Origin of the sequence: Pedobacter sp. MC2016-14 (genome assembly GCF_020991475.1) — a bacterium.
Lineage (GTDB): Bacteria > Bacteroidota > Bacteroidia > Sphingobacteriales > Sphingobacteriaceae > Pedobacter.
This window is the reverse complement of record NZ_JAJMPA010000001.1, coordinates 2,512,249-2,536,150: the sequence shown is the minus strand read 5'-3', so window position 1 is coordinate 2,536,150 and position 23,902 is coordinate 2,512,249. Positions and strand designations below refer to the sequence as shown.

Genomic DNA, 23,902 nt, shown 5'->3' with positions numbered 1-23,902 from the left:
AAAATAACCCTTGGTTTCTGAAAATTACACTTTAATTTATTTTATTTCAGCTGCTCATAGCACTGGCTCGCAATTTCGTATTCCTCATTAGTGGGCACCACCAAAATCTTAACCCTGGATCCGGAAGTACTGATGTCCGAGATTTCACCTTTGTACTCTTGATTCTTCTCCTGATCCAGTATAATATTCAGATAGTCCATTTCTGCGCAAACTGCATCCCGCATCGCCTTGTCATTTTCACCCACTCCTGCAGTAAATAAAATAGCATCAACACCATTTAGTACTGCGCTGTAGGCACCAATAAACTTTTTGATGCGATAGGCATACAGTTCTAATGCAAGCTTAGCTTCCTCGCTGCCTTGCTCCAATCGACGGCGAATGTCGCGCATATCACTGGAACCGCCAACACCAAGTAAGCCCGATTGTTTATTAAGCAACGTACTCAGTTGTTCTAGTGTATAACCAGAATGCTCCATCAAATGAAAAATTACCGAAGGATCAATATCTCCTGAACGGGTCCCCATCATTAATCCGCTTAAAGGGCCAAAACCCATACTGGTATCTACAGACTTACCTGCGTTTACTGCCGATATACTGCAACCATTACCTAAATGTATACTGATTATCTTTGCATCTGGCTTATTCAGCCATTGCATAGCCTGTTCAGTAACATACTTATGGCTGGTACCATGAAAACCATACACACGGATACCATGATCTTTATAATAGGGTTCTGGAATTGCAAAACGATAGGCTTTTTCTGGAATACTTTGATGAAATGCGGTGTCAAATACAGCAATTTGTTTTGCCTTTTTAAAAGTATCCTCTGCCACCTCTATACAGGTATAATTTACGGGGTTATGCAAAGGTGCTAATGAAAATAGTTTCCTGATTTGCGCTTTTACGGCTTCAGTAATCAACGTCGCTCCTGAAAAATGTTCACCACCGTGTACAACTCTATGTCCAACAGCATCAATTTCATCAGGACTCGCTATTACCGCCTGTTCTCCTTCAGTAAGTAAACTCAAAACCTGATTTAAAGCATCATTATGGTTGGCAACAGGTGATCCTTCAAGACCTATTCGTTCTACTAATCCACTACTTACAGGATTTTTTGAAGGCATTTTAAACAGCTGATATTTGAGGGAGCTGCTCCCGGAATTGATCACTAAAATATTCATATCTCAAAAGAAAGCATTGAATTAAAAAAGAATTAAATGTCCTGGCACTGGATAGCTGTAATGACCACCGTATTAAAAATATCATCAACCGTACAACCACGACTCAAATCATTAATTGGCTTGTTGAGGCCTTGCAACATTGGCCCAATGGCTAAAGCACCAGTTTCACGCTGTACAGCTTTATAAGTATTGTTCCCTGTATTTAAATCCGGAAAGATCAATACACTGGCTTTGCCAGCTACTTCAGATCCCGGAAGCTTTTGCCTACCTACTAATGGATCTACCGCCGCATCGTATTGTATTGGGCCTTCAATCTTTAAGTCAGGTCTTCTTTCTTTTACGATCATTGTAGCTTCCCTAACCCGTTCCACATCTTCTCCTTCGCCAGAACTTCCAGATGAATAAGAAAGCATAGCAATCCTCGGTTCAATACCAAAACGCTGACTTGTTTCTGCAGAGGATATGGCAATTTCTGCAAGCTGTTGCGCTGTAGGATTTGGGTTTACTGCACAATCTCCAAAAATAGCTACCCGCTCTGGCAGACACATAAAAAATACAGAGGATACCACTGATACTCCTGGTCTGGTTTTGATGAATTGCAAAGCAGGACGTATTGTATGCTGTGTGGTATGCACCGCTCCCGATACCATGCCATCTGCATCTCCTTTATACACCATCATAGTCCCGAAATAGGATACATCAGTCATCATATCTCTGGCCATTTCCTGATTTACATTTTTATTTTTACGCAGTTCATACAGGGTATCTACATAATCATAATACTGGGCTGAGGTAGCTGGATTATGGATATGGATGGCATTGACGTCCAGGTTTAACCCAAGCCTTTTGATGCTGTTGCCAATTTCCTGTGGATCTCCCAGCAAGGTTAGCGATACCACGTCCTGGCTAATTAGTTTTTCAGCTGCCTTTAAAATCCTTTCATCGTTACCCTCAGGTAATACAATATGTTTTTTCTGACTTTTAGCCCATTTAACCAACTGATACTGGAACATATGCGGAGTAATCCCCTGATATTGGAAGGTAATAATTTTATCATCCAGCCCCTTACTATCTACATATTTTTCAAAAAGATCAATGGCAAGGGCTATCTTCTTTTTATTTTCTGCTGTAATTCTGGAATGTATTGCCCCTATTGCCCTGGTCGTTTCAAAAGTTCCTTTTTCTACAGAAATAATGGGAATTACCGATTGCAAACCCTCAATTAAACGAATCATGGGTTCATCTGGCAAACTGCCTGCCGTGAGCACAATCCCAGCAACTTTAGGATAATTTGCAGACAGGTTTGCTTGTAAAGACCCAATGATGATGTCTCCCCTGTCGCCCGGCGTCACAATGAGTACATTGTCCTTAATGTGCCTTAAAAAATTGGGTAGCATCATTGCACCAGTAACAAAATTATCTACCTGGTTATCCATCAAATCCTGCCCAAACAAAATTTTCGCATCCAATGTGCTCGCAATTTCTTTCATGGTTGGACTTTGAAGACCGCTTTCCATTGGGATCGCAGTTACCATCAGATCTTGTGGCACCTGCGAACTAAGCATTGATTTCACCTGCTCTAAATCTGCCTGACTAACCATGTTGGCTACGATACCAATTACCTGAACATCCCTTAGTAAAAAATTTCGGTAAATGTTTACAGCTGTATTCACCAACTGACCCACCGTTTTATTTTCTCCGCTAACCACTACCATCACAGGTGCGCCCAGATTTTTTGCGATGAGCACGTTTGACTCAAATTCAAAAGCAATTCCTTCTCCTAAAAAGTCACTCCCTTCAATCACCGTAAAATCATAGTTATCTTCCAGTTTTTTATATTTACTGATGATGGTATTAATCATCTCCCCACTATTTTCAGATTCAAACTGATGCAAAACCTGTTGTCTGGTGAAAGCAAATGTATCGTTATAGTTGATGGGCAGGGCAAAATAATCCAGTATCGCTTCAATGTGTTGCTCTTTCTGTAGCGGATCATCCTGAGCTATAATAGGCTTAAAATAACCTACTTTCTGAGTTTTCCCCAAAAGCATATTGACCATTCCGAATGCAATTACTGATTTTCCGGTATAGGGCTCTGCAGAGGCAATAAAGATATTTTTTGTCATGAATTCAGGCGTGCTTATTGATACTATAACGCACATTGCCAAATTAAGTTATTAAATATTAAAATTTGCTAAAAAAAACAGAAATAGCCAAACTCAATTCTTTTTTTAATCAATCCCACATAAATCACACATGTATCGCACATATATCGCACATCAATCACACACAAAGACTGTGATTGATGTGCGATATATGTGCCTTTGATCTGAGATTTATATGTGATTATATGAAACTTGATTCGAACAAATCGAGAAAAATTCTCAGAGATTTTTCAATAGGTAATGATCGAAAAAATACTATCTTTGCCACCGAAACAAGGAAAACCTTCGAAATTTGTCAATGCCCGGATGGCGAAATTGGTAAACGTTGCGGTCTCAGAAGCCGTTGGAGTACAATCCTTGAGAGTTCGAGTCTCTCTTCGGGCACACGAAGTTTTTAAGCAAAAAACCCTGAAAATCGATGATTTTCAGGGTTTTTCATTTCTCAACCTGACCAACCAAATTATTCATTTTCTGCTGACAAGGCAATTAAAATTGCTCCGGATAATATCAGCACTGCACCAGCAATCAATTGCCAGGTTAATTTTTCTTTAAGAAATACAACGGATAATATTAATGTAAAAACGAGTGAAGTCCTCTCTATTGTCACCACCATAGATGATGGCCCCATAGACAGTGCCTTATAAGAGAATAAAGTAGACAACGAAGTTGCTACTCCTGCTAAGATGAGTATGATCCATGTTTTTTGATCGATATTTTTTACATTGCCACTGTTACCCTGTGTAATCACCACAGTCCAGGTAATAGCTAAAATAAGTACCGATTGAATGGCAAAAGCCAGACTGGAGTCTACATTCTTCAAACCCACTTTCGTTAATATCATAACAGTGGCCGCTGTTAAGGAAGCCAGAATTGCCCATAAAATCCACATATAATAATTCAGTAAGTTAAGTAGTGATTGTAGAATTGCCAAGGTATTGCAAAGCATTAACGTTTTGGGTTACATTTTGTTTGTCCCATTCAAGTTAGATTTCTATTTACTGATGACTTCCCAAAGCTTCTATTTCGTTCATATATCCTATGTAAATTTCCTTATAGGTCAATCCCTTACGAAGTGGGTCAGAGATGTAAATTTTCAAGTCATCGAGATCGTTTACTGTAAAGCCCATTTTTACAAAAAATGCTTTATCTGTCTCCCAGTCTTTCAGGTCCACTTGTTTATTTTCCAGTCTTTTGTAAAGCATTAAGCCCTCAATAAAATCTCTGTAAGCCGCCGTTTTTTTATAGTTATTGATGTATTCTATTAGTGTTCTGTAGGTAGCAGGCTTACCGCCCCTAACTTGATCCAGCATCAAAGTACCAAGAATGGTTCCCTTTAGTAAAACCGTATCTACACCTTCAAAATTTCCACATTGCTTCAAAATCCTGATATCGCGCATAAAAAGAGAATCGTGTGGCTTGGGCTTATGTGTAACAAAATAAGGTTCTTGATCAAGCAGCGATGCACAATCTATTTTTTGCTGACCAAATGCAGCTAAACTAAAGACGAGTGACCATACAAACAGTAGTATTCTAAAATGCTTCATTACTTCCTTGCTAATTTTACAAATAGCGTTAATTAAAATGAAAGTACATAATCCAATTTTCTAGTATACCAATTGTATCCTACACTTCTTAATCTATGAAAACGTTACGCAGGCATTATGCAATGTTATTGCATTTACTCCGTTTATCTTATAACTTTACACCATGAAAAGGAAAATCACATTTGGTCTTTTACTCTTAAGTGTTTCCGTACTGAGTCCGGCTTGCAAACATGAACAGCCAGATGCGGCAAAGCTGTATCTTAAATATCTAAACGGCCATATTAAAAAATAAGATGATTCATTTAAAAGCTGTAGCTCATAGTTATGCCGATGCACATCCGATTGACTTTAAAGATTGGGAAATAAACAGCGGTGAAAAATGGTTGTTATTGGGTGCATCAGGAAGCGGAAAAACCACCTTGTTACACATATTATCTGGCTTATTGAGGCCTAAAAAAGGAGAAGTAATTGTTGATGGAACATCGTTGTATACTTTAGAACCAAAAGCGCTTGACCATTTCCGGGGTCAAAAGATTGGTATTGTTTTTCAACAGCCACATTTAATCAAAAGTCTTACTATCGCAGAGAATCTTTTGCTTGCGCAAAGTTTCGCAAAGTTACCAGAAGATCAGCAACGGATTACTGAAGTTTTGGAATCACTGGACATGGTACAAAAACGCAATGCCTACCCCTCTCAGCTTAGTCAGGGTCAATTACAACGCATATCAATTGCGAGAGCAGTGATCAATAAGCCCGCTTTACTCATTGCAGACGAGCCTACGTCTAGCTTAGACGATAAAAATGCAACGGCTGTGCTTAACTTGCTTTTAAAACAATCAGAATTAAATACAACTACCCTCCTTGTGGCTACCCACGATCAGCGGGTTAAAGATACATTTACCAACAGGTACGAATTGACATGAGTCCATTAAAAATTAGCTGGAAAAGCCTTTGGGCTAAGCCGCTTTCTACAGCCTTAAATCTACTATTGGTAGCCTTTGGAACGGGCATTTTCACCATTCTGGTACTGGCATCAGCGCAAATTAGTGCAAAGCTGGATAACAATGCTAAAGATATTGACCTTGTTGTGGGCGCAAAAGGCAGCCCGCTGCAACTCGTGCTAAGCAGTATTTATTACATAGATTTTCCTACAGGAAATATTCCTTTAGAAGATGCACAACAGCTTGCCCACAATCCGCTGGTAAAACGAGCCGTGCCGCTGGCCCTTGGCGATAATTATAATGGTTTAAGAATAGTAGGAACGGATAGCAATTTTGTAAGCCTTTATGCCCTAAAAACCAATACTGGCAAGTTCTGGAAAGAAGATTTTGAAACCACCATAGGTGCTTCCGTTGCAGAAAGTCAACATTTAAAAGTAGGAGATGAATTTTTCGGTGCCCATGGCCTGGCCAGTACTTCTGACGTACACAAGTCTCATGCCTATAAGGTAAGCGGAATATTGGAACCACAGCACAACGTAACGGATAACCTAATCCTAACCAATATTTCCAGTGTTTGGAAAATGCATGACCCTGAAGAGGAAGGTCATGACCGTCATGAAAAGGGAGCATCAGAAATAGAGAATAAAGAGATTACTTCCCTGTTAATCCAGTACCGCTCACCCATGTCTGTAGTACTTTTCCCAAGAATGGTAAATGAAGCGACAAACCTTCAGGCAGCATCGCCCGCCGCAGAAAGTACAAGGCTATTTTCCCTGATTGGCGTTGGCGTAGATACATTACAATGGTTTGCCATCATTATTATGCTCATTGCAGCGATTAGCGTTTTCATTAACCTTTACAATTCACTGAAAGAAAGGCGTTACGACCTTGCTATTATGCGTACCCTTGGCGCTTCCAAAGCAAAGTTGTTCTTTATTGTCATTTGTGAGGGTATGCTCGTAACACTAACCGGTACTTTAATTGGAATGGTATTTGGACACTTGTCTCTGCAGCTTATAGGTCATTTACAGGAAAGCAACCAAGCCAGGTTAACTGGAATAAACTTTGTAACAGAAGAAATATACCTGTTGCCCGCAGGAATAGCAATTGGTATATTTGCTTCCGTACTGCCGGCCCTACAAGCCTACCAGTCTAACATCTCTAAAATTTTAGCCCGTAACTAATATGAAACATATCATCATTGCCCTATTTTTATTTGCTGGATTTTCTGCGAAAGCACAACACGATGGAAGCGATCAGATTAAATCTGCAAACTGGAGCGTAATTGGAAAAGTAGAATTTCAGCTTAAAGATGATAATTCTATGCTGGCAATCTTTACGCCTGAAATTAAAAAACTTGCCAATAAACCATTTGAACTGGAGGGCTACATAGTGCCTATAAAAAGCGGAATGAAACAAACCAAGTTTATGCTTTCTACCCTGCCTATTAACCAGTGTTACTTTTGCGGACAAAACGGAATACCGGCCATGATCCTTGTAGAACTTGCAGCACCGATAAAATTCTCTTACAATCCGGTAACCATTAAAGGAATTCTTAAACTAAATACGGGCAATACTTTAGATAATCCTGCTATTGCATTAACTGAAGGTAAATCAATATAAAATGAGACATTTAGATCCTGTACATATCTTAAAAGACCACGAGCTAAAGCATACCAGGCAAAGAGTAAGGGTATTGGAAGAGATTGCAATGGATACCGCTGCAATTTCTCAACCAGAGCTTGAAAAAAAACTTGGTAAGGAGATTGACCGTGTAACTTTATACAGAATTCTAAATATATATGAAGATAAAGGCATCCTTCATAGGGTGATGGACAGCAATGGAACTGCCAACTACGCCATCTGCTCCTCCGCTTGTACCTCGGGGCACCATCATGATGAGCATGTACATTTTAACTGCAATAATTGTCACAAAATTTATTGTCTGGAAGTAATGGTTCCTGCTATTAAAATGCCTGCGGGCTTCAGCTCAGATTCCTTAAGCCTAACCGCCTATGGCATTTGCGATAAATGTAAAGTAAAATAACTTCCAGAACCCTCATCAGAAAGTTAAATTATGCTACTGCTTTCTTCTTTTTAAAATGAACATGTATGATATGGCAAACAAGATCATTATTCCAGCATATCCTGAGAAAAGCGTTAAACTCGCATTAGCGAAAAAACCTTTTTCGAAAAACAAATAGTCCACAGTATTAGTTGCAAGGAGCAGAATAATATAGAGTATACACCCTCCGACAAAGTATTTCCAACTCATAAAACTATTTTTAGAAGCAGAAGAATTGTTTTTTAGCAGCATATCTTTAGATTTATTAGATTTGATTGCAATATACAACAAATCTGTTTAATTCGCTACCTCTCAACCCCATACCTCTTCCGCTAGTTGTGATGCCAAGCCGCTCAATTACAAATTATAGATGTAATAAATCTATGACCTTTTGTAAAAATAACATTATAGTCCAATAATATCTTTGGATTTAATCTTTATCTAGAATGATTCTTACTAGATTCGTCCCTCAAATAAACAAACTCCTGGATAGCATCACAGCAGGTAAAACAAACATTAAATGAAAAAACTATTTATTGCCCTAACGGCATTCATTTCTTTCTCTGCACAGGCACAGAAAAACACACTTCTGGAACAATCTTTTTGGCAAACAAAGCCTGATGTAGCTCAGATTAAAGCGGAAGTCGACAAAGGAAACAGCCCATCTGAATTGAACAGAATGAGTTTTGATCCCGTTGTGATGGCTATAAATGCTGAGGCACCTACTGAATCCATCAAATATCTTTTGGCACAGCCTGGAAATGAGATCGGAAAATTAACACATGACGCCAGGACCTATCTGCACTGGGCTGCTAACAGAGGTAATGTTGAGGTGATGGAATACCTGGTTTCTAAAGGAGCCAAACTAAATATAGAAGACAGCCATGGTACAACTCCGATGCTTTTTGCAGCTGGAAGCGGTCAGCAAAACACTAAAGTTTATGATGTATTTATTACCAATGGCATAGATCTAAAAAAAGAACTTGGCCAGGACGGCGCAAATATATTGCTCTTGTCAGTTGCCGGTGATAAAGACTTTGCTTTAACAAATTATTTTGTGTCTAAAGGTTTGAAGTTGAGTGATACCGATGCCGAAGGCAATAATGTTTTTAGTTATGCTGCAAGATCAGGGAACATTGAAATGCTAAAAGCACTCATTCAAAAAGGCGTAAAACCAAATGCTAATGCAATGCTTATGGCTGCCCAGGGCTCACGCCGTAGCGCTAATACTTTGGAGGTGTATCAATATCTGGAAAGCCTAAACCTTAAACCTACAGTAATAGGCAAAAACGGAGAAAACGTGCTGCATTCAATTGTACGTAAGCAGAAACAAAACGAAATCATTTCCTATTTTTTAGCTAAGGGAGTAGATATTAACCAGGCTGATGAGGAAGGTAATACTGTATTTATGAACGCTTCGGCCGCTAACCGCGACATTGACGTTATAAATATGCTACTTCCAAAGGTAAAAAACATCAACCAGGCTAATGAAAAAGGAATTACTGCACTGGCTTTTGCATTACGAAACAACTCTCCCGAAGTAGTAAACCTGCTTATTGCTAAAGGTGCAGCTATTAACGTTTCTGACAAAGCTGGCAATGGTATGGCCTATTATGTACTGGAATCGTATCGTACACAGAATGCTCAGGGATTTGGCGGGCAGGGTCCTGCTGCAGGACCCCAAGGCGGAAGAGCTGCCAACGGACCTAAAGCAGAAGATTTTGACACCAAATTAAACATCCTTAAAGAAAAAGGCCTTAACATAGCTGCACAACAAAAAAATGGCAATACACTATATCATTTAGCTGTAGCTAAAAATAGCCTGCCTTTACTGAAACATCTTAAGCCTTTGGCAATAGATGTTAATGCAAAAAATGCAGAAGGGATGACCGCTTTACACAAAGCTGCGTTAATTGCGAAAGATGATGTAATGCTAAAATACCTGATTTCTATCGGTGCAAAAAAAGAAATAGCAACTGATATGAAAGAAACCGCCTTTGATTTGGCTTCTGAAAACGAATCTCTTTCTAAAAACAACGTACCTGTAAACTTCTTAAAATAATATATGATGTCTAATTTATATAAAATTGCCTTTTTTTTACTGGCACTTACTTTTGCCAGGCCTGCTTCCTCATCTGCACAAAGCACCAGCAAATACAAATGTATGATCCAGATGACCAATTACATCGGCGAAGGCGCCTATGTTGTCATCTCCCTGATTGATAGCAAGGGAGCTTACGAGAAAACACTTTATGTACTTGGATCTGATAAGAAATGGTATAAATCTTTAAAAGAATGGAATAAATTTTATGCTAAAAAACCTGTAAATATCAGTGCCATTACGGGTGCTTCAGTTACGGGAGGCGACCGCAGCGTAAATGTTATTGAAATTGAAAGCGCTAAGATCAATGCAGGCTATAAATTGCGCTTTGAAAGTGCAGTAGAAGACAAAAACTACAATGTAAAAGACCTTGAAATTCCGCTAACCACAGAGGCACTTTCTGCTAAAAATGAAGGCACAGGTTACATCCGTTATGTAAGGTTCAGCGCCAACTAAACCTTAAAACTTATATGACCATTTCCATATGGAGATACAGCCATTTAGCTTTGGCTGTATCTTCTTTTTTATTGCTGATACTGGCTTCCATAACCGGAATCATACTTTCCTTTGAACCTATTTCCGAAAAGCTTCAGCCTTATCGTGCTGCGCAATTCAACCAGTTAACACTTGCAGAAACGCTTCCTGCATTGCGCAAAACTTACCCCGACATCAGCGGTCTTAGCGTAGATGCCAATGAATTTGTTCAGGTTACCGGCAGCGATAATGATGGTAATAAGTTACTGGCTTATGTTGATCCACAAACTGGTAAAATCCTTGGTGTTCCAGGTAAAAAAAATCCATTTTTTCAATGGGTAACCGCACTACACCGTTCTCTTTTTTTACACGAAACAGGGAGGTTTTTCATAGGATTAACTGCTTTTCTGCTGTTATTAATCACAGTTTCCGGAACTATTTTGATCATTCAACGGCAACGGGGAATTAAACGGTTTTTCACAAAAATAGTAAGGGACAATTTTGCACAATACTACCATGTGGTGCTTAGTCGTTGGTCACTCATCCCCATACTGATCATTTCCATAACCGGTACCTACTTGTCACTTGCGCGCTTTGGTTTTGTAAACATTGAAAAAACCTCTCCAAAGATTGATTTTGATTCCATCAAAGATCAGCCGGAAAGAAAAGCAACTGATTTTGAGATCTTTAAAAACACTAAACTTTCAGAGGTTGAATCCGTAGAATTCCCTTTTTCTGAAGATGTTGAAGACTACTATACCCTGAAGCTGAAGGATGCTGAAATAGCGGTAAACCAAATCACAGGCGACATAATTGCCGAAGTGAAATACCCTGCCGCCATAAAACTTACCAACCTGAGTTTAAGCCTCCATACCGGAAGAGCAAGCATTTTGTGGGCAATTGTCCTCGCAGGGGCATCGGTTAACATCCTGTTTTTCATCTATTCTGGTTTTGCTATGACCCTAAAAAGAAGGGCAAGCAGAACAAAAAACAAGTATACAGCAGCAGAAAGTAAGTTTATTATCCTGGTAGGATCCGAAAACGGCAGTTCTTTTGCTTTTGCAAAAGGTATTCATCAAGCCCTGATTAAAGCAGGTGAAAAATCTTACCTCACAGAACTCAACAACTATACTGTATTTCCAAAAGCAGAATACATGCTGATCCTGACGGCTACTTACGGTTTAGGGGATGCACCCACAAATGCATCAAAATTCAAATCATTGCTTGAAAAATACCCCCAGTCACAGTTTATTCGTTATGCTGTACTCGGATTTGGCTCGCACGCTTATCCAGACTTCTGCAAATTTGCTTTTGAGGTAAACAACCTGCTGTCTCACCAAAACTGGACTACCCCACTTACAGATATCCATACAGTTGATGACAAATCGCCCGCCGATTTTAATTTATGGATAGAAACGCTTTCGCAGCAGGAAGATATGCCGGCAATGGAACTTTCTGCTGAATTGTATACGATTGACAAAAGGCAGTTAGAAACGCTAAAAGTAAGTGCTAATACACCTGCGAATGAACTTATTGAAGGTACTTTTACCTTAAGTATGCAATTCAGGAAAAGGCTGCGCGTAACTTCAGGAGATTTACTGGCAATTTATCCTGCAAATGATCATCGGGAAAGATTGTATTCTATTGGAATTGTAGATAAACAAATCCGCTTAAGTGTACGGTTGCAGCCGGAGGGACTTGGATCAGGATTTCTACACCGACTACAACCAGGCGAAAAAATCACTGCAAAGGTAATTAAGAATGAACATTTTCATTTCCCGCTTGAGGCACCCGAAATTTTGCTCATTTCTAACGGTACAGGGATAGCGCCATACCTGGGCATGATCAGTCAGAATAATAAAAAAATACCATGCTGGCTCTATTGTGGCTTCCGTCAACAAGCCTCTTACAACATGTACAAAAGCCTGCTGGAAACCAACGCTGCTACAGGAAACCTAACAGGCATTCATACAGCTTTCTCGCGCGAGGGCGAAAAACTATACGTTAGCCACCTGCTCTCAAAAGATCAGGATAAAGTAGCAGCCTTACTCCAAAAAGGTGGGGTGATTATGATTTGCGGCTCACTTGCCATGGAAAAAGACGTTATGGATGTACTGGAAGTTATCTGCCAAACAAAAATGGATAGGGGGATTAGCTTTTACCAGTCACGCAATCAAATCAGAACAGATTGTTATTAGCTATATAACTGCTATAAGATATACTTTTTAAAGTTCAGCTCTGGCGAGGAAATCAGCTTTCCATCATCGGTGATCATGATGTAATGATAAGCTGGAAACTTTTTTATAAAGTGCAGACCAGCATCTTTTCCCAACACCATCATTGTGGTGCTTAACCCATTTGCTTTTTCGGCACTTGGTCCAAAAATAGTTACACTACATAAGCCAGTTGCCGGATAGCCGGTAGCTGGATTAATGATATGCGAATAACGCTTTCCATCAAAAACTACATATTTCTCATAACTCCCGGAAGTTACAACAGCACCCTTTTTTAGCGGCATCACCGCAATTATCGTATCTTCCTTCATAGGGTTAGTAATGCCAATGGACCAGTCTTTACCATTAGGTTGTTTGCCCCAGGTGCTCATATCTCCAGAGCCATTTACAATTCCCGCCTTAATCCCCCGGCTCAGCATTAGTTCGCGGCATTTGTCTGCCGCATAGCCCTCACCTAATGCGCCAAAGCCTATTTTCATGCCGGCTAACTTTAAAAAAATAGTAGAGTTGGCACGATCAAGAACAATATTCTTATAACCTACTTTCTCAACTGATTTTTTAATCCTGTCTGCAGATGGCATCTCCGTCATGGAGCCATCAAATTTCCAAATCCTGTCCATCGCCGCAAAACTAATGTCAAACGCCCCATCGCTAATCTCCGATAGCTCTAGTGCGCGTTCAGTCAGTTCAAATACCTCTCTGTCTACCTTAACGGGACGAATCCCGGAATTGCTGCTAACCTGAGATACCTGCGATTCTGGCTTCCAGTCGGAGATCAGGTTTTCTATTCGACTTACTTCCGCAATTACCACATCAATATTGTGCTCCGCTTCAGCAGTATCTTTGGCCACTATGGTTATATCCCACCTGCTCCCCATCAACTTTACGGTTCTCTTTTTCAATACCTGGGCGTTTGCGTTAAAACCCAGCAGGAGCATTAGTATAAGTAAAGCACATTTCATGGTATAAAATTATAAAATTCCCGATAAATCCATCAATTTGTACATTTCTCAATAGCAGGCATGATTAATGTGCAAGTGCAATTTATGGATACCTTTACCACTATTGCCGCACTTTTTACTGTTAGTTCCCTCATATCTTACATCAACCAACGATACGTTAAACTTCCCGGAACTATTGGCATTATGGTCATCTCCATCGTGCTGTCCATCATCATCCTAATTGCGGGTAAATCTCTCCCTACAGCTTTTCATTTCATTAAAGAGCTAAATGCGAGTGTAGACTTTACCCGGACGCTACTCGATGTTATGCTTGCCTTTCTTCTTTTTGCAAGTGCCTTACATTTCGATTTTGAAAAATTAAAACAACAAAAGTTCCCGGTACTCATATTAAGTACAGTTGGTGTTGTAGGTTCTACAACAATATTTGGCTTCCTATTTTACTATACACTCCCATTTTTCGGAATAGATGTCCCGATACTATATTGTTTACTTTTTGGGGCGCTCATCTCTCCTACCGATCCTGTGGCAGTACTTTCTGTATTAAAGAAATCAAGAATCCCCAAATCTCTTGAAACCATTATTGGCGGAGAATCTTTGTTTAACGATGGTGCCGGAATTTTGCTATTTGTAATCCTGCGCGAACTTACAGAAGATTCCAGCGTAGTTTTTACCTGGTCGCATACCCTTCAGCTGTTTACCCAGGAAGTATTTGGTGGTGTGTTGCTGGGTTTGGCTTCGGCATTAATTTGCAGCTACCTGATCAAAAGAATTGCAGATCTTCAAACTATCCTCATGATCACCATTGCCATGGTAATGGGTATAGCCGTATTAGGTGGCTTACTTCATGTATCCATTCCACTTGCCGCTGTTGCAGCTGGATTAATGCTGAGCAATGTTAAGCTGGCCAGTACAGATGATGCAGTACCATTAAACACAATTTTAAACAAAATCTGGGGTCTGATAGATGATCTTTTAAATACCATTCTTTTTGTAATGATAGGCCTGCAAATTGCAGTAATACACTTTTACGCTGCCTATTGGCTAATCAGTTTACTAGCTATTGTATTCGTTTTAATAGCCAGAGCAGTCAGTATAACTGCTCCTGCAATGCTGTTAGGTCGTCGCCTGGCTTTGCCGAACAAACGCATCATTATAGTCATCTGGGCAGGTTTAAGAGGAGGCATTTCCGTTGCTTTAGCCTTATCACTTCCTGATTCAGAATTTAAGCCGATGATTGTATCCATAAGCTACATTATCGTTGTATTTTCTATTATTGTGCAGGGTTTAACACTTAACAAAGTGGTAAATAAACTAACAGATTGATGAAAAGAAGTTCAATTCTGCACAGCAAAGCTAGTATAAGTCGGCAAATAAATCTGACTATCCAGCACATGTAATAGAGAGTAAAGGCAGGTTAAGTGAAAATGCTTATCATGTTATAATTGCCAATCAGACAAAAAACTCAATTAGATTTTCACCCAAACTGCCTTTAAAATAAATTTAGGATGGATCTACAAAAACATCCCGCCAGAAACTTCTATGCGCTGTGCATTGATCCACCTGGCTTCTTCAGTACACAAAAAGGCAACTACACCTCCAATATCATCTGGCAAACCAACTCTACCAAGAGAAGTTACAGAGGCAAGATGTTTGTTTACGTGTTCATTATCGCGTACCATTCCACCACCAAAATCTGTTTCAATTGCACCTGGTGCAACAACATTTACCGCAATACCCTTTGCACCTAATTCTTTTGCCTGATATTTTGTTAAAGTTTCTATCGCACCTTTCATCGATGCATAAGCGGCATACCCCGGCGTGGCAAACCTGGCCAATCCTGTAGAAATGTTTACAATCCTTCCTCCATCGGCTATAATGGCCAGTGCCTTTTGAGTTAAAAAGAATACCCCTTTAAATTGGATGTTTAATAAAGCATCAAACTGTTCTTCGGTTGTTTCTGCAAAAGCTGCGTTGATTCCGATACCTGCATTGTTGATCAGAAAATTGATTTGATTTGCAGAAAAAGTATCTGCTAATACTGTTTTCAGCTCCGAAATGAAGCTATCAAAGGTCTTTACCTCTCCTACACTGAGTTGTAATGCTGCCGCTTTGCGACCCAATTGCCTGATTTCAGCAACCACTTCCTCCGCTTCTTCTTTTTTACTGTTGTAAGTAATTACAACATCAATACCCTTATTTGCAATGGCCAATGCCATGTTTTTACCTAAACCGCGACTACCGCCGGTTACCAATGCTATTTTAGTTGAACTTTCCATGTCTTATTTTTTGTTGATACAAATTTGCACAATGTAAAGCCCTCAAAAATGGTGCAGTCTTCAGTATTTTATGTCGATAATTTTTCTTCCCTTATGCTTTTGCGGTATTTAAGTGGAGTGGTTCCCGTCATAGATTTATAGAACTTCACAAAGTTAGTGGGTTCAGTGTAGGCAAAGCGGTAGCCTATCTGAGCTATCGAGAGTTCTGTTTCCCTTAACAGTTGCTGCACTTCAGCGATCACCAGTTCCTCTCCCCAGTCACAAGGTGATTTCCCTGTAGTCAGTTTAATGGTATTCGTAAGGTGTCGCGGGTGTATAAAAAGGAGCTTTGCGTAATCGCTGGTATGACACATGTGGTTGACCTGCCCATTTTTCAGATCAGCCACATGGTCATGCACTAGCTTTATGAAATCATTGGTAATTTCATCTTTTCGGGATACGATTTTTTTAGGTAACGGCATGGCTCAGGATTTTAATCCAAAGATACAAATGCAAAATTATTTACCACTTTTTATCATATCTATCATCATAGATAATTCTTCAACAGCAGCTTCGTTACTACCATCAAAACCCATTAACTGAAATCGTATATCGCCATTACCATCAATCACAAACTTAGCAGGAATGCCCTTAACCTTGTAGTCACTTATCGTTTTGTTAATTTTTGTAACAGGATCTTTCAAATCCATCAGCACCTGAAAGTTATAGTTATTAGCTTTAATGTAATCTCTTGCATCTTTAACAGCCGTCTGAGTTTTCTCCCAAGTATGTATAAACAGAAATTTCACATTAGGATCCTTTTCATATTTATTTACCGCCATTTGCATGGCAGGAAAAGAAGCTTTACAGGGCGCACACCAAGTGGCCCAAAAATCAAGGATAACAATTTTTCCTTTTAAATCAGCCAGCGAGACTAGCTGCCCATTTAAGTCCTTAAGTGAGAAATTCGTCGCAGGTTCTCTAACCATCTTTTTCTCCAAATCCGCTCGCAATTTAGCTTTCAATGATGCGTAAAGTTCCGCTTCAAATTCCGTAAAACCATCATCAGTACCTTTTTCGGCAACATACGCATTTCTAAAACCTCCTTTTATTTCCGCAGATGCGGTGCCTTCTTTAATTCTAGCTACAATTAATGGATATGCATCCTTATATTGCTTATTCGAGATTAAAAGCTTCAGGAATGTATCATCAAAGGGTTTATCTTCCTTTTTATCAGCCTCCTTTACTTCCCGGGCATACTTCAAGCCCTCTTTAAACTTACTGTTTGCATATAATACCGCTGCTAATTGTTTGGCATAGGCATAGTAGGCAGGGGTCTTTTCTGAATTCCGATTACTTTCCTCAGTTATGGCTTTTCTGATCAAAGTTTCTGCCAAAGCATATTCTTTACGCGCGTATGTTTCCCGTGCTGCATAAGAGTAAGATTGAGTTTTGTATAAGCTATCCTGAACCAAGTTAAGGTAATAAATTACCTTTTTCGGGTTATTTCTAAACGTAAGTGCTACAAAGTGCCTGGAAAAATCAAAATATTTGTGACCAGCAAGTTCCGGAACTTTACCAAACTGGGAGATGAGTTGTTTATAGTTAGCTTCATTCTTTACAGGATCTGTTTCATAATATATTTTATCTGATAGTGCATCGAAAGCAGCAAAACCATTGGGGAATTTTTGAATGGCCAGTTTACGGATGGAATCTATCTTAGCTGGATTTCGTTTAGTAGTATAAAAAGAAATCAATAAGTTAAGGTTCGCCTCTTTATCCGTTGAAACAAGTGAATCAAGTATTTTATTGATTTGACTGGCATCCTTACCATCGATTAGTTTTTTTAGTTCAACAGGAACTGGTTGTTGTTCCTGAGCCACAACTGACACTGAGAAAAAGAGCAATAAGATGAAGTATAAAATTTGTTTTTTCATGAAGGTAGGGTGAAAGGAGAGTCATTTCTGACCCTCCGTAGATCTAATTTTCGTAGCCTAGATTTTGAGTCAAAGTTTTATTAATTAATCTTTGCTGAGCGGGTATTGGGTACAGCACGGCCGTAGATTTCCAGCCAGGCTTTTTGGGACCTAGTACGGCAGTAGCCCTGCCTGTGCGTTTCAAATCAAACCAGCGGTGTCCTTCTGTAAAGAGTTCATGGTAACGCTCATTTTCAATAGCTAGTAACATTCCGGGCTCATCAGTAGCTGTAACATTTCCTAAACCTGCCCTTGCGCGGACTGCCAGAAGATCTTCTGCAGCGCTGCCAATTCCCGTTAATTTTGACTGATGTGCACGGGCTTCCGCACGAATCAGGTATTGCTCAGACAACCTAAACATTACCAGATATTCGTTTCCTGCTGTAGTGGATGCTGGAAGTTTATACTTAAATGGATAATACGCCGGAATACCAGAAGCGGTTCCAGCTTTCATCCATTTTACCTTTCGCTGATCTCCTGCCTCGAAACTTGTTTCCAGAGAAACATAGATTACATTTTCAATAGCAGTACCAGCTGGAATATAATTCCTGCCATATATATTATATCCAAAGGGCGTAAATAACTGCCAGATCGTTTCCGAACTGGTATTAATAAAGGTGTTATCTATATTTGCTAGACCATAATTGGTATTGTTGATGATAGAAGAAGCCTGGCTTTCTGCAGCAGCCCAGTTTTGCTGATAAAGATATACCCTTGCCAGCAATGCTGTAGCAGCCGTTTTATTAATCCTTACCCTTAAAGCCGTAGGATACGCATCTGTGAGCAAAGATTGGGCGGTAGTAAGATCTGCAACCATCTGTGCATAAACAGCAGTCTGTGCGGTTCTTGGCATCGTTGCATTTGTAGCTACTGAAGAAGTTAGCACTAAAGGCACATCGCCATACATATTGGTCAGGTAAAAAAAGCACAATGCCCTCAATGTATAACATTCACCCAGCAATTGTTTTCTTGAAGCTTCACTAATGCCGGTACTTGCTGTCAAACCTTCTATTGCCACATTAATAAAATGAATCTCTTTATAGGCAGAATTCCACATATTATTGTTAAGGTTATCTGCTGCGGGAATTGTATTTGTCCTGAATGATTCATAATAAGGATAAACATCATATACTTCGTCAGCAGCCATTCCAGTGAGATAAGATACTGCCGATACAAGAGGATACTCAGGGTATCCGGTATGAGCTACAAAGTTTGGGTTATTATATAGACCGGATACAGAACTTAAGGCCGCAACCTCAGTGGAAAACGCAACCTTACTATCTACCTGATTGATAGGCGCGCCAACTTCCAAGTATTTTTTACAGGAAGAAAATAAAGTGATGCTGATTAAACAGCTTGCAAAAATGACTTTTATAAAAATTTTCATAAAGCTTTAAGATTAAAATGATGCATTTAAACCAATAACCATTGTTCTAAGGGCAGGCATGGATGTACCTGTTTCCGGATCATATACATATTTATTTTTTGTAATGGTCCATAAGTTCTGTGCTTGTCCGTAAACTCTTAAATTCGAAACTTTGATTTTTGAAGTTAGTCTTGAAGGAAATTGATAAGCTACATTTACGTTTCTAAGTTTTAACCAGGATGCATCCTGATAGAAAAACGTGGAGCTGTTATAATAAAATCCATAAGAATTGTAAACTGGATTAGCAGTCTGTGACGGTGCAGGGAATACAGCCTGATTTCCATCATTTCTCCAATGGTTTAATGTTGAAGAGTTTTGATTACTTAAGGAACCCAAAGTTCCTGTCACACTATTTACGCTACCATATGAATGGCTAAATTGAAGAAAAAAACCTAATTCAAATTGTTTATAGTTGAATGTATTGGTTAAGCCTCCATAGTATGGATGCCCCACTCTGGCCACAACCTGATCAGTAACAAAACTCGGTATACCATTGGCATTGGAAGTCTGATATAAAATTTTGCCTGTAGCAGGATCTATTCCGTTATAAACATACAATCTGCGCAGAGATGGAGATTCTCCAACAACAAATTGATTTTTGTAGGCTGTTGAAGACTCTAGATCAGGGAAAGATAATAGTTTTGTACTAGACTGCGTGTAATTGAATGAGCTGGTCCAGGTAAAATTATCAGACTTTATATTGGTGGTGGTAAACTCAAATTCAAGCCCTTTATTTTCTACTTTAGCATCAAAATTGCCCAAATACTCAGAAAATCCAACTTGACCTGCAGTATTGATATAAATGATCTGGTTATCTGAAATGTTTCTATAGTAAGCTGCGGTTAATAAAATTCTGTCTTTAAAAAAGCCAAGCTCTAATGCACCTTCAAACTTTTTAGTCCGCTCCCACCTGATGTCTGGATTTGCTAGTCTTGCGGGATATTGAATTGAAGTTCCCTGATACGCAGAGGAATTTCCAGCCGTTAAATACGTATTAATACCCTGATAATTACTTATTTGATCATTTCCAGTTACCCCGTAACTAGATCGTAATTTTCCATAACTCAAAAATGGAAGTTTTTCTTTAACCAGTTCTTCTTCAGAAAAAACATAGGCGGCACCAACTGCACCAAAAGTTCCAAATTTATAATTTTCTCCGAATTTTGAAGAGCCGTCCCGACGAAGTGTACCACTAAGTATATACTTACCATCCCAATTATAATTCAAACGACCGAATATGGAATTGTATCGATAAAAATCGTAGCTATTACCTAAACTAGTGGTAGAAGCTGCTGATAATACACCCAATAAACCATCATTACTGTACCCTGTGCCTGTATTGCTATATCCCTTTGCCTCATTTTGCTGCAAAGTAGTACCAATTAGTGCATTTAATTTGCCCTTTAAAATTTGCCTGTCATATTCTAATTGAGGCTCTATAATATAAGACCTTGAAGAATTATTTGCAAACGATGCAGAACTTACCTGAACAGCAGTAGCATTGTTTTTGGATGACGCCGGGAATCTTGAGTTTTGATCTAACGTGATGGTAGCATAACCAAGACTTGCCTTTAAATTTAATCCTTGCAAAATTTCATATCGCATATTTGCGTTAGTATTGAAATGAACAGTGGTTCCTTTATATTGCTGCTGTAAATAAGAAAATGGGTTGGTTATGCCACGAACATAATTTAAATCACCATTAGGTTTATAAGCATTATAATTTGGTGGCAGGTTATATAATCCCGCCAAATCTGTAGATGGCAGATCGGTTACATCATTTGAATATGTTGTAGAAAATAAAGCATAAAACTTTTTATTCGTTGAAGTATGCTGTACATTCATTCTACCTGAAAAGCGATCCTGACCACTATCACCGGGGTATACTGTCGACTCCTTATGATAACCTGTTCCAAAAGTAAAATTCGTATTTTCATTACCACCAGACAGGGTCGCCTGAGCGTCTGTATATTTCGCAGTGCCACCAATTAAAGTTTTTTGCCAGTTTGTAAATTCAGTTTGGCTCCAGGAAAGCAGGTCGGGTGCTGAGGTGATATTCGGTGCAACATTATCATTGGCAAAAGCTTCTTTTCTTAAAGCCAGATATTCTTCTCCACTAAGCATAGGAATATAATGTCCAACTTTTCCAATCCCGGAACTCACATTTAAATCAAGTTTGGTTTTTCCGGCCTTACCTTTTTTAGTCGTTATTAGCACTACGCCATTGGCTCCTCTGGCACCATAGATTGCTGTAGCATCTGCATCTTTCAATACACTAATGCTTTCCACATCGTTTGGATTTAAGCTATTGAAAGGGCTTATACCGCTGCTTGCAGCGTAAATTCCCGTTCCATTCAAGTTATCTGATGGAGGAGAGACAATGGAATTGTAAAAAGTAAAGGGTACCCCATCAACGATATATAATGGTAAATTACCGCTAAGTAAGGAATTACGACCTCTAATCGTAATAGATACACCAGAACCTGGCAAGCCATTGGATTGCGCAACTTGCACACCAGCCATTCTTCCTTGCATACTATTTAGCACATTACCTACGGGTTGTTTTGCTATAGTCTCTGCAGATATGCTGGAAACAGAACCTGTTAAATCTTTACGAACTGCGGTGCCGTATCCAATCACAACTACTTCATTTAAGCTTCCTGCAGATGCCTTCAACTCAACTTTTAAGGAAGTTTGATCTCCAATAACTACTTCCCTGCTGATGAAACCAACATAACTAAAAATAAGTACTGTACTTTTATCAGCGACATTAATGTTAAAATGACCATTTAAATCTGTAGCTGTACTAATAGAATTGTTTCCTTTAACTCTAATGGTTACTCCCGGCAAAGGTCCACCATCTTCATCTGTTACCATACCTGTTACCCGCACTTGTTGCAGCTCATTAGCCATGGCAGCAGGAGTTTTTGATTTAGAGATTAAAATCTGACTGCCAACTTGTTCGTAACTAAAACCATCCTTAACCAGGATAAGGTTTAAAAGTTCTTCTACAGAACGGCTTTCGGAAGATAAACTGATGCTTTTTAATGCTTTCAGTTCTGTATTTCTGTACATGAAACGGAACGGCGTAGATTGTTCAATCTTTTTTAACACAGACAATACGCTCTCGTTTTTAAATTCGAGTGTGACCTGAACCTTGCCCAGCGACTGGGCTTTACTATCCAGGGCAAACAGGCAATTTATTGAGGTTGACCATAGAATTGCTGTGATTAAGCTAATGCGCATAAGCTGACGAATTAAAAATCGTGACTTGGTGGAAGCAGCAAAGAATATACAATTCTCCCTACCCTCTGCTGTTATTGCAGAAAATTTCATAAATTTAAAAGTTTTAAATGATCATCGAAAAGTTGTTTAAACGGTTGTCTTACAGTTAGAGCTGCAAGCAACAGCATCAGGCTCCTTGTTTAGCGACAAGGAGTCTTTTCTTTTAAATACGTAGTTGGTAGTTTTTTTTCATTCTGATTGGGTTTTTGGTTGATTGATTAATTAATTATTATTTAGGATTCACATCCTTCGCCTTTGATGGTTATTCCTCCAGCGATGGTTCGGTATTGTGCATTGTTATATGAACAGATTAATCTTAGAATTTCATCAAGTGATTCTCCGTTTAAAAAGGTAGCCGTAAAACGGCAGTTTTTTGTTTTTTCATTCGCAAAAGTAATCTTTGTACCAAAGCGTGTAGACAGCATCGACATCGCTTGTTCCATAGAAACATCATCAAAGAATAAATCCTTTTCCTGCCATTGCACCACAGATAACGCCTTTACAGGTACAAGTTTAGACTTTTTAACATCCTTACTAAATACGATTTGCTGGTTAGGAACAATGATACCCAGCAATTGCTGCTCATTTTGAACACTCACCTTTCCCCTGGTTACGGTAACCACTACATCTTTGTTCTTGGTGTAAGCCTTTACATTAAAAGCAGTACCTAAAACTACTGTCTTAATTTTGCCGGTATGCACAATAAAGGATTTACTACTATCGTGAATAACATCAAAATAACCTTCGCCTCTAAGTGTAACCTCTCTTGTGGTACTTGTAAATTGGGCCGGATATTCTAATGTACTTTCATTGTTTAAAATCACTGTACTACCATCCGGTAGTTTTATCTTTTTATGTTCTTTTGCCGATGCCGCTACTAACGTTGCTCCACTTTCCTTAACTTGATTTTTAACCATAAACTGTGCAGCAGGTTTACTTGAAAAATTGTTAAAGAAAAACAACCCAGCAGTAAGCAAGATGATAACAGCAGCAGCCCAGGGTAACCACAACCTATATAAGGAAATACGTTTTTCTTTGATCTCCGGTTCTGCGGACAAAACTTTTCTTAAAATTTCATCGGCTTCTGCCTTAGCCATAGGAACAGGACCAACGGTATTCCAAAGATCGTCCATCAAGAGATCCAGGGGAGCAGCATATTTGCCCTCCTTCAACAGGCTCATTAATTCCGCTTGTTCTTTAGAAGAAGCCTCTTTATTTACATAGGCTTGAAATAAATACGTAAATCGCTGTTGTTCCATGATACAATTGTAATTAAAAGCTGAGCCCCTGTGA

General features: G+C 39.2%; 20 protein-coding genes and 1 tRNA gene. 10 read left to right on the top strand and 11 right to left on the bottom strand.

From position 1 onward, the window contains the following. Positions 1-41: 41 nt before the first annotated feature. Entirely contained in the window at positions 42-1,181 is a 1,140-nt protein-coding gene (locus LPB86_RS10505) for an acetate/propionate family kinase (protein WP_230643375.1), read from the bottom strand. A 32-nt stretch (positions 1,182-1,213) separates the two neighbouring features. After that, a complete protein-coding gene (gene pta / locus LPB86_RS10500; RefSeq protein WP_230643372.1) occupies positions 1,214-3,307 on the bottom strand; it encodes a phosphate acetyltransferase in 2,094 nt (697 codons plus the stop codon). A 339-nt stretch (positions 3,308-3,646) separates the two neighbouring features. On the opposite strand from pta, the gene LPB86_RS10495 reads away from it, so the two are divergent. Continuing rightward, positions 3,647-3,730: transfer RNA gene (locus LPB86_RS10495), tRNA-Leu, on the top strand. A gap of 76 nt (positions 3,731-3,806) precedes the next feature. Here the strand turns inward: LPB86_RS10495 and LPB86_RS10490 are convergent. Both LPB86_RS10490 and LPB86_RS10485 read right to left on the bottom strand, forming a co-directional pair. Beyond that, positions 3,807-4,235 (bottom strand): EamA family transporter, encoded by a 429-nt coding sequence (locus LPB86_RS10490; protein WP_255695514.1) that lies wholly within the window; start codon positions 4,233-4,235, stop codon positions 3,807-3,809. A gap of 106 nt (positions 4,236-4,341) precedes the next feature. Beyond that, the gene (locus LPB86_RS10485) at positions 4,342-4,890 is read right to left on the bottom strand and encodes a hypothetical protein (RefSeq protein ID WP_230643365.1); all 549 of its coding nucleotides are present in this window, start codon (positions 4,888-4,890) and stop codon (positions 4,342-4,344) included. 163 nt (positions 4,891-5,053) lie between these two features. Here LPB86_RS10485 and LPB86_RS20855 point away from each other — a divergent pair, with 163 nt between their 5' ends. The 8 genes from LPB86_RS20855 to LPB86_RS10450 all read left to right on the top strand — a co-directional run bounded on the left by LPB86_RS20855 (position 5,054) and on the right by LPB86_RS10450 (position 12,669). After that, a complete protein-coding gene (locus LPB86_RS20855; RefSeq protein WP_255695512.1) occupies positions 5,054-5,182 on the top strand; it encodes a hypothetical protein in 129 nt (42 codons plus the stop codon). Between the two features lies 1 nt (position 5,183). Continuing rightward, positions 5,184-5,813, top strand: coding sequence for an ABC transporter ATP-binding protein (locus LPB86_RS10480; protein WP_230643362.1), 630 nt, complete (start codon positions 5,184-5,186; stop codon positions 5,811-5,813). Beyond that, positions 5,810-7,015 (top strand): FtsX-like permease family protein, encoded by a 1,206-nt coding sequence (locus tag LPB86_RS10475; RefSeq protein ID WP_230643359.1) that lies wholly within the window; start codon positions 5,810-5,812, stop codon positions 7,013-7,015. The genes LPB86_RS10480 and LPB86_RS10475 overlap by 4 nt, the downstream gene beginning before the upstream one ends. A 1-nt stretch (position 7,016) precedes the next feature. Further along, entirely contained in the window at positions 7,017-7,454 is a 438-nt protein-coding gene (locus LPB86_RS10470; RefSeq protein ID WP_230643356.1) for a DUF3299 domain-containing protein, read from the top strand. 1 nt (position 7,455) lies between these two features. Further along, the gene (locus tag LPB86_RS10465) at positions 7,456-7,878 is read left to right on the top strand and encodes a Fur family transcriptional regulator (protein WP_230643353.1); all 423 of its coding nucleotides are present in this window, start codon (positions 7,456-7,458) and stop codon (positions 7,876-7,878) included. A 538-nt stretch (positions 7,879-8,416) separates the two neighbouring features. Next, the gene (locus tag LPB86_RS10460; RefSeq protein ID WP_230643350.1) at positions 8,417-9,958 is read left to right on the top strand and encodes an ankyrin repeat domain-containing protein; all 1,542 of its coding nucleotides are present in this window, start codon (positions 8,417-8,419) and stop codon (positions 9,956-9,958) included. A 3-nt stretch (positions 9,959-9,961) separates the two neighbouring features. Further along, positions 9,962-10,453: a DUF2271 domain-containing protein gene (locus tag LPB86_RS10455; RefSeq protein WP_230643347.1), complete on the top strand. Its 492-nt coding sequence runs from the start codon at positions 9,962-9,964 to the stop codon at positions 10,451-10,453. A 14-nt stretch (positions 10,454-10,467) separates the two neighbouring features. Next, complete coding sequence (locus LPB86_RS10450; RefSeq protein WP_230643344.1) at positions 10,468-12,669, top strand: PepSY domain-containing protein; 2,202 nt, start codon at positions 10,468-10,470, stop codon at positions 12,667-12,669. Between the two features lie 11 nt (positions 12,670-12,680). Here the strand turns inward: LPB86_RS10450 and LPB86_RS10445 are convergent, their stop codons facing one another. Continuing rightward, the gene (locus LPB86_RS10445) at positions 12,681-13,667 is read right to left on the bottom strand and encodes an FAD:protein FMN transferase (RefSeq protein WP_230643341.1); all 987 of its coding nucleotides are present in this window, start codon (positions 13,665-13,667) and stop codon (positions 12,681-12,683) included. Positions 13,668-13,727: 60 nt separating this feature from the next. On the opposite strand from LPB86_RS10445, the gene LPB86_RS10440 reads away from it, so the two are divergent. Then, positions 13,728-14,990, top strand: coding sequence for a sodium:proton antiporter (locus LPB86_RS10440; RefSeq protein ID WP_230643339.1), 1,263 nt, complete (start codon positions 13,728-13,730; stop codon positions 14,988-14,990). 188 nt (positions 14,991-15,178) lie between these two features. On the opposite strand, the gene LPB86_RS10435 is transcribed toward LPB86_RS10440, so the two are convergent. The 6 genes from LPB86_RS10435 to LPB86_RS10410 form a co-directional block, all read right to left on the bottom strand. Beyond that, entirely contained in the window at positions 15,179-15,943 is a 765-nt protein-coding gene (locus tag LPB86_RS10435; RefSeq protein ID WP_230643337.1) for an SDR family oxidoreductase, read from the bottom strand. A gap of 68 nt (positions 15,944-16,011) precedes the next feature. Next, positions 16,012-16,404 (bottom strand): AraC family transcriptional regulator, encoded by a 393-nt coding sequence (locus tag LPB86_RS10430; protein WP_230643334.1) that lies wholly within the window; start codon positions 16,402-16,404, stop codon positions 16,012-16,014. A 36-nt stretch (positions 16,405-16,440) separates the two neighbouring features. Next, on the bottom strand, positions 16,441-17,859 hold the full coding sequence (locus LPB86_RS10425; RefSeq protein ID WP_230643332.1) for a TlpA disulfide reductase family protein: 1,419 nt from the start codon (positions 17,857-17,859) through the stop codon (positions 16,441-16,443). A 43-nt stretch (positions 17,860-17,902) separates the two neighbouring features. Next, positions 17,903-19,285, bottom strand: coding sequence for a RagB/SusD family nutrient uptake outer membrane protein (locus LPB86_RS10420; RefSeq protein ID WP_230643329.1), 1,383 nt, complete (start codon positions 19,283-19,285; stop codon positions 17,903-17,905). A gap of 12 nt (positions 19,286-19,297) precedes the next feature. Next, positions 19,298-22,660, bottom strand: a complete 3,363-nt coding sequence (locus LPB86_RS10415; RefSeq protein WP_230643326.1) for a SusC/RagA family TonB-linked outer membrane protein — start codon at positions 22,658-22,660, stop codon at positions 19,298-19,300. Between the two features lie 182 nt (positions 22,661-22,842). Further along, positions 22,843-23,868 carry a FecR family protein gene (locus LPB86_RS10410; protein ID WP_230643322.1) on the bottom strand — a complete coding sequence of 342 codons (1,026 nt, stop codon included), beginning with the start codon at positions 23,866-23,868 and terminating at the stop codon, positions 22,843-22,845. Positions 23,869-23,902 lie beyond the last annotated feature (34 nt).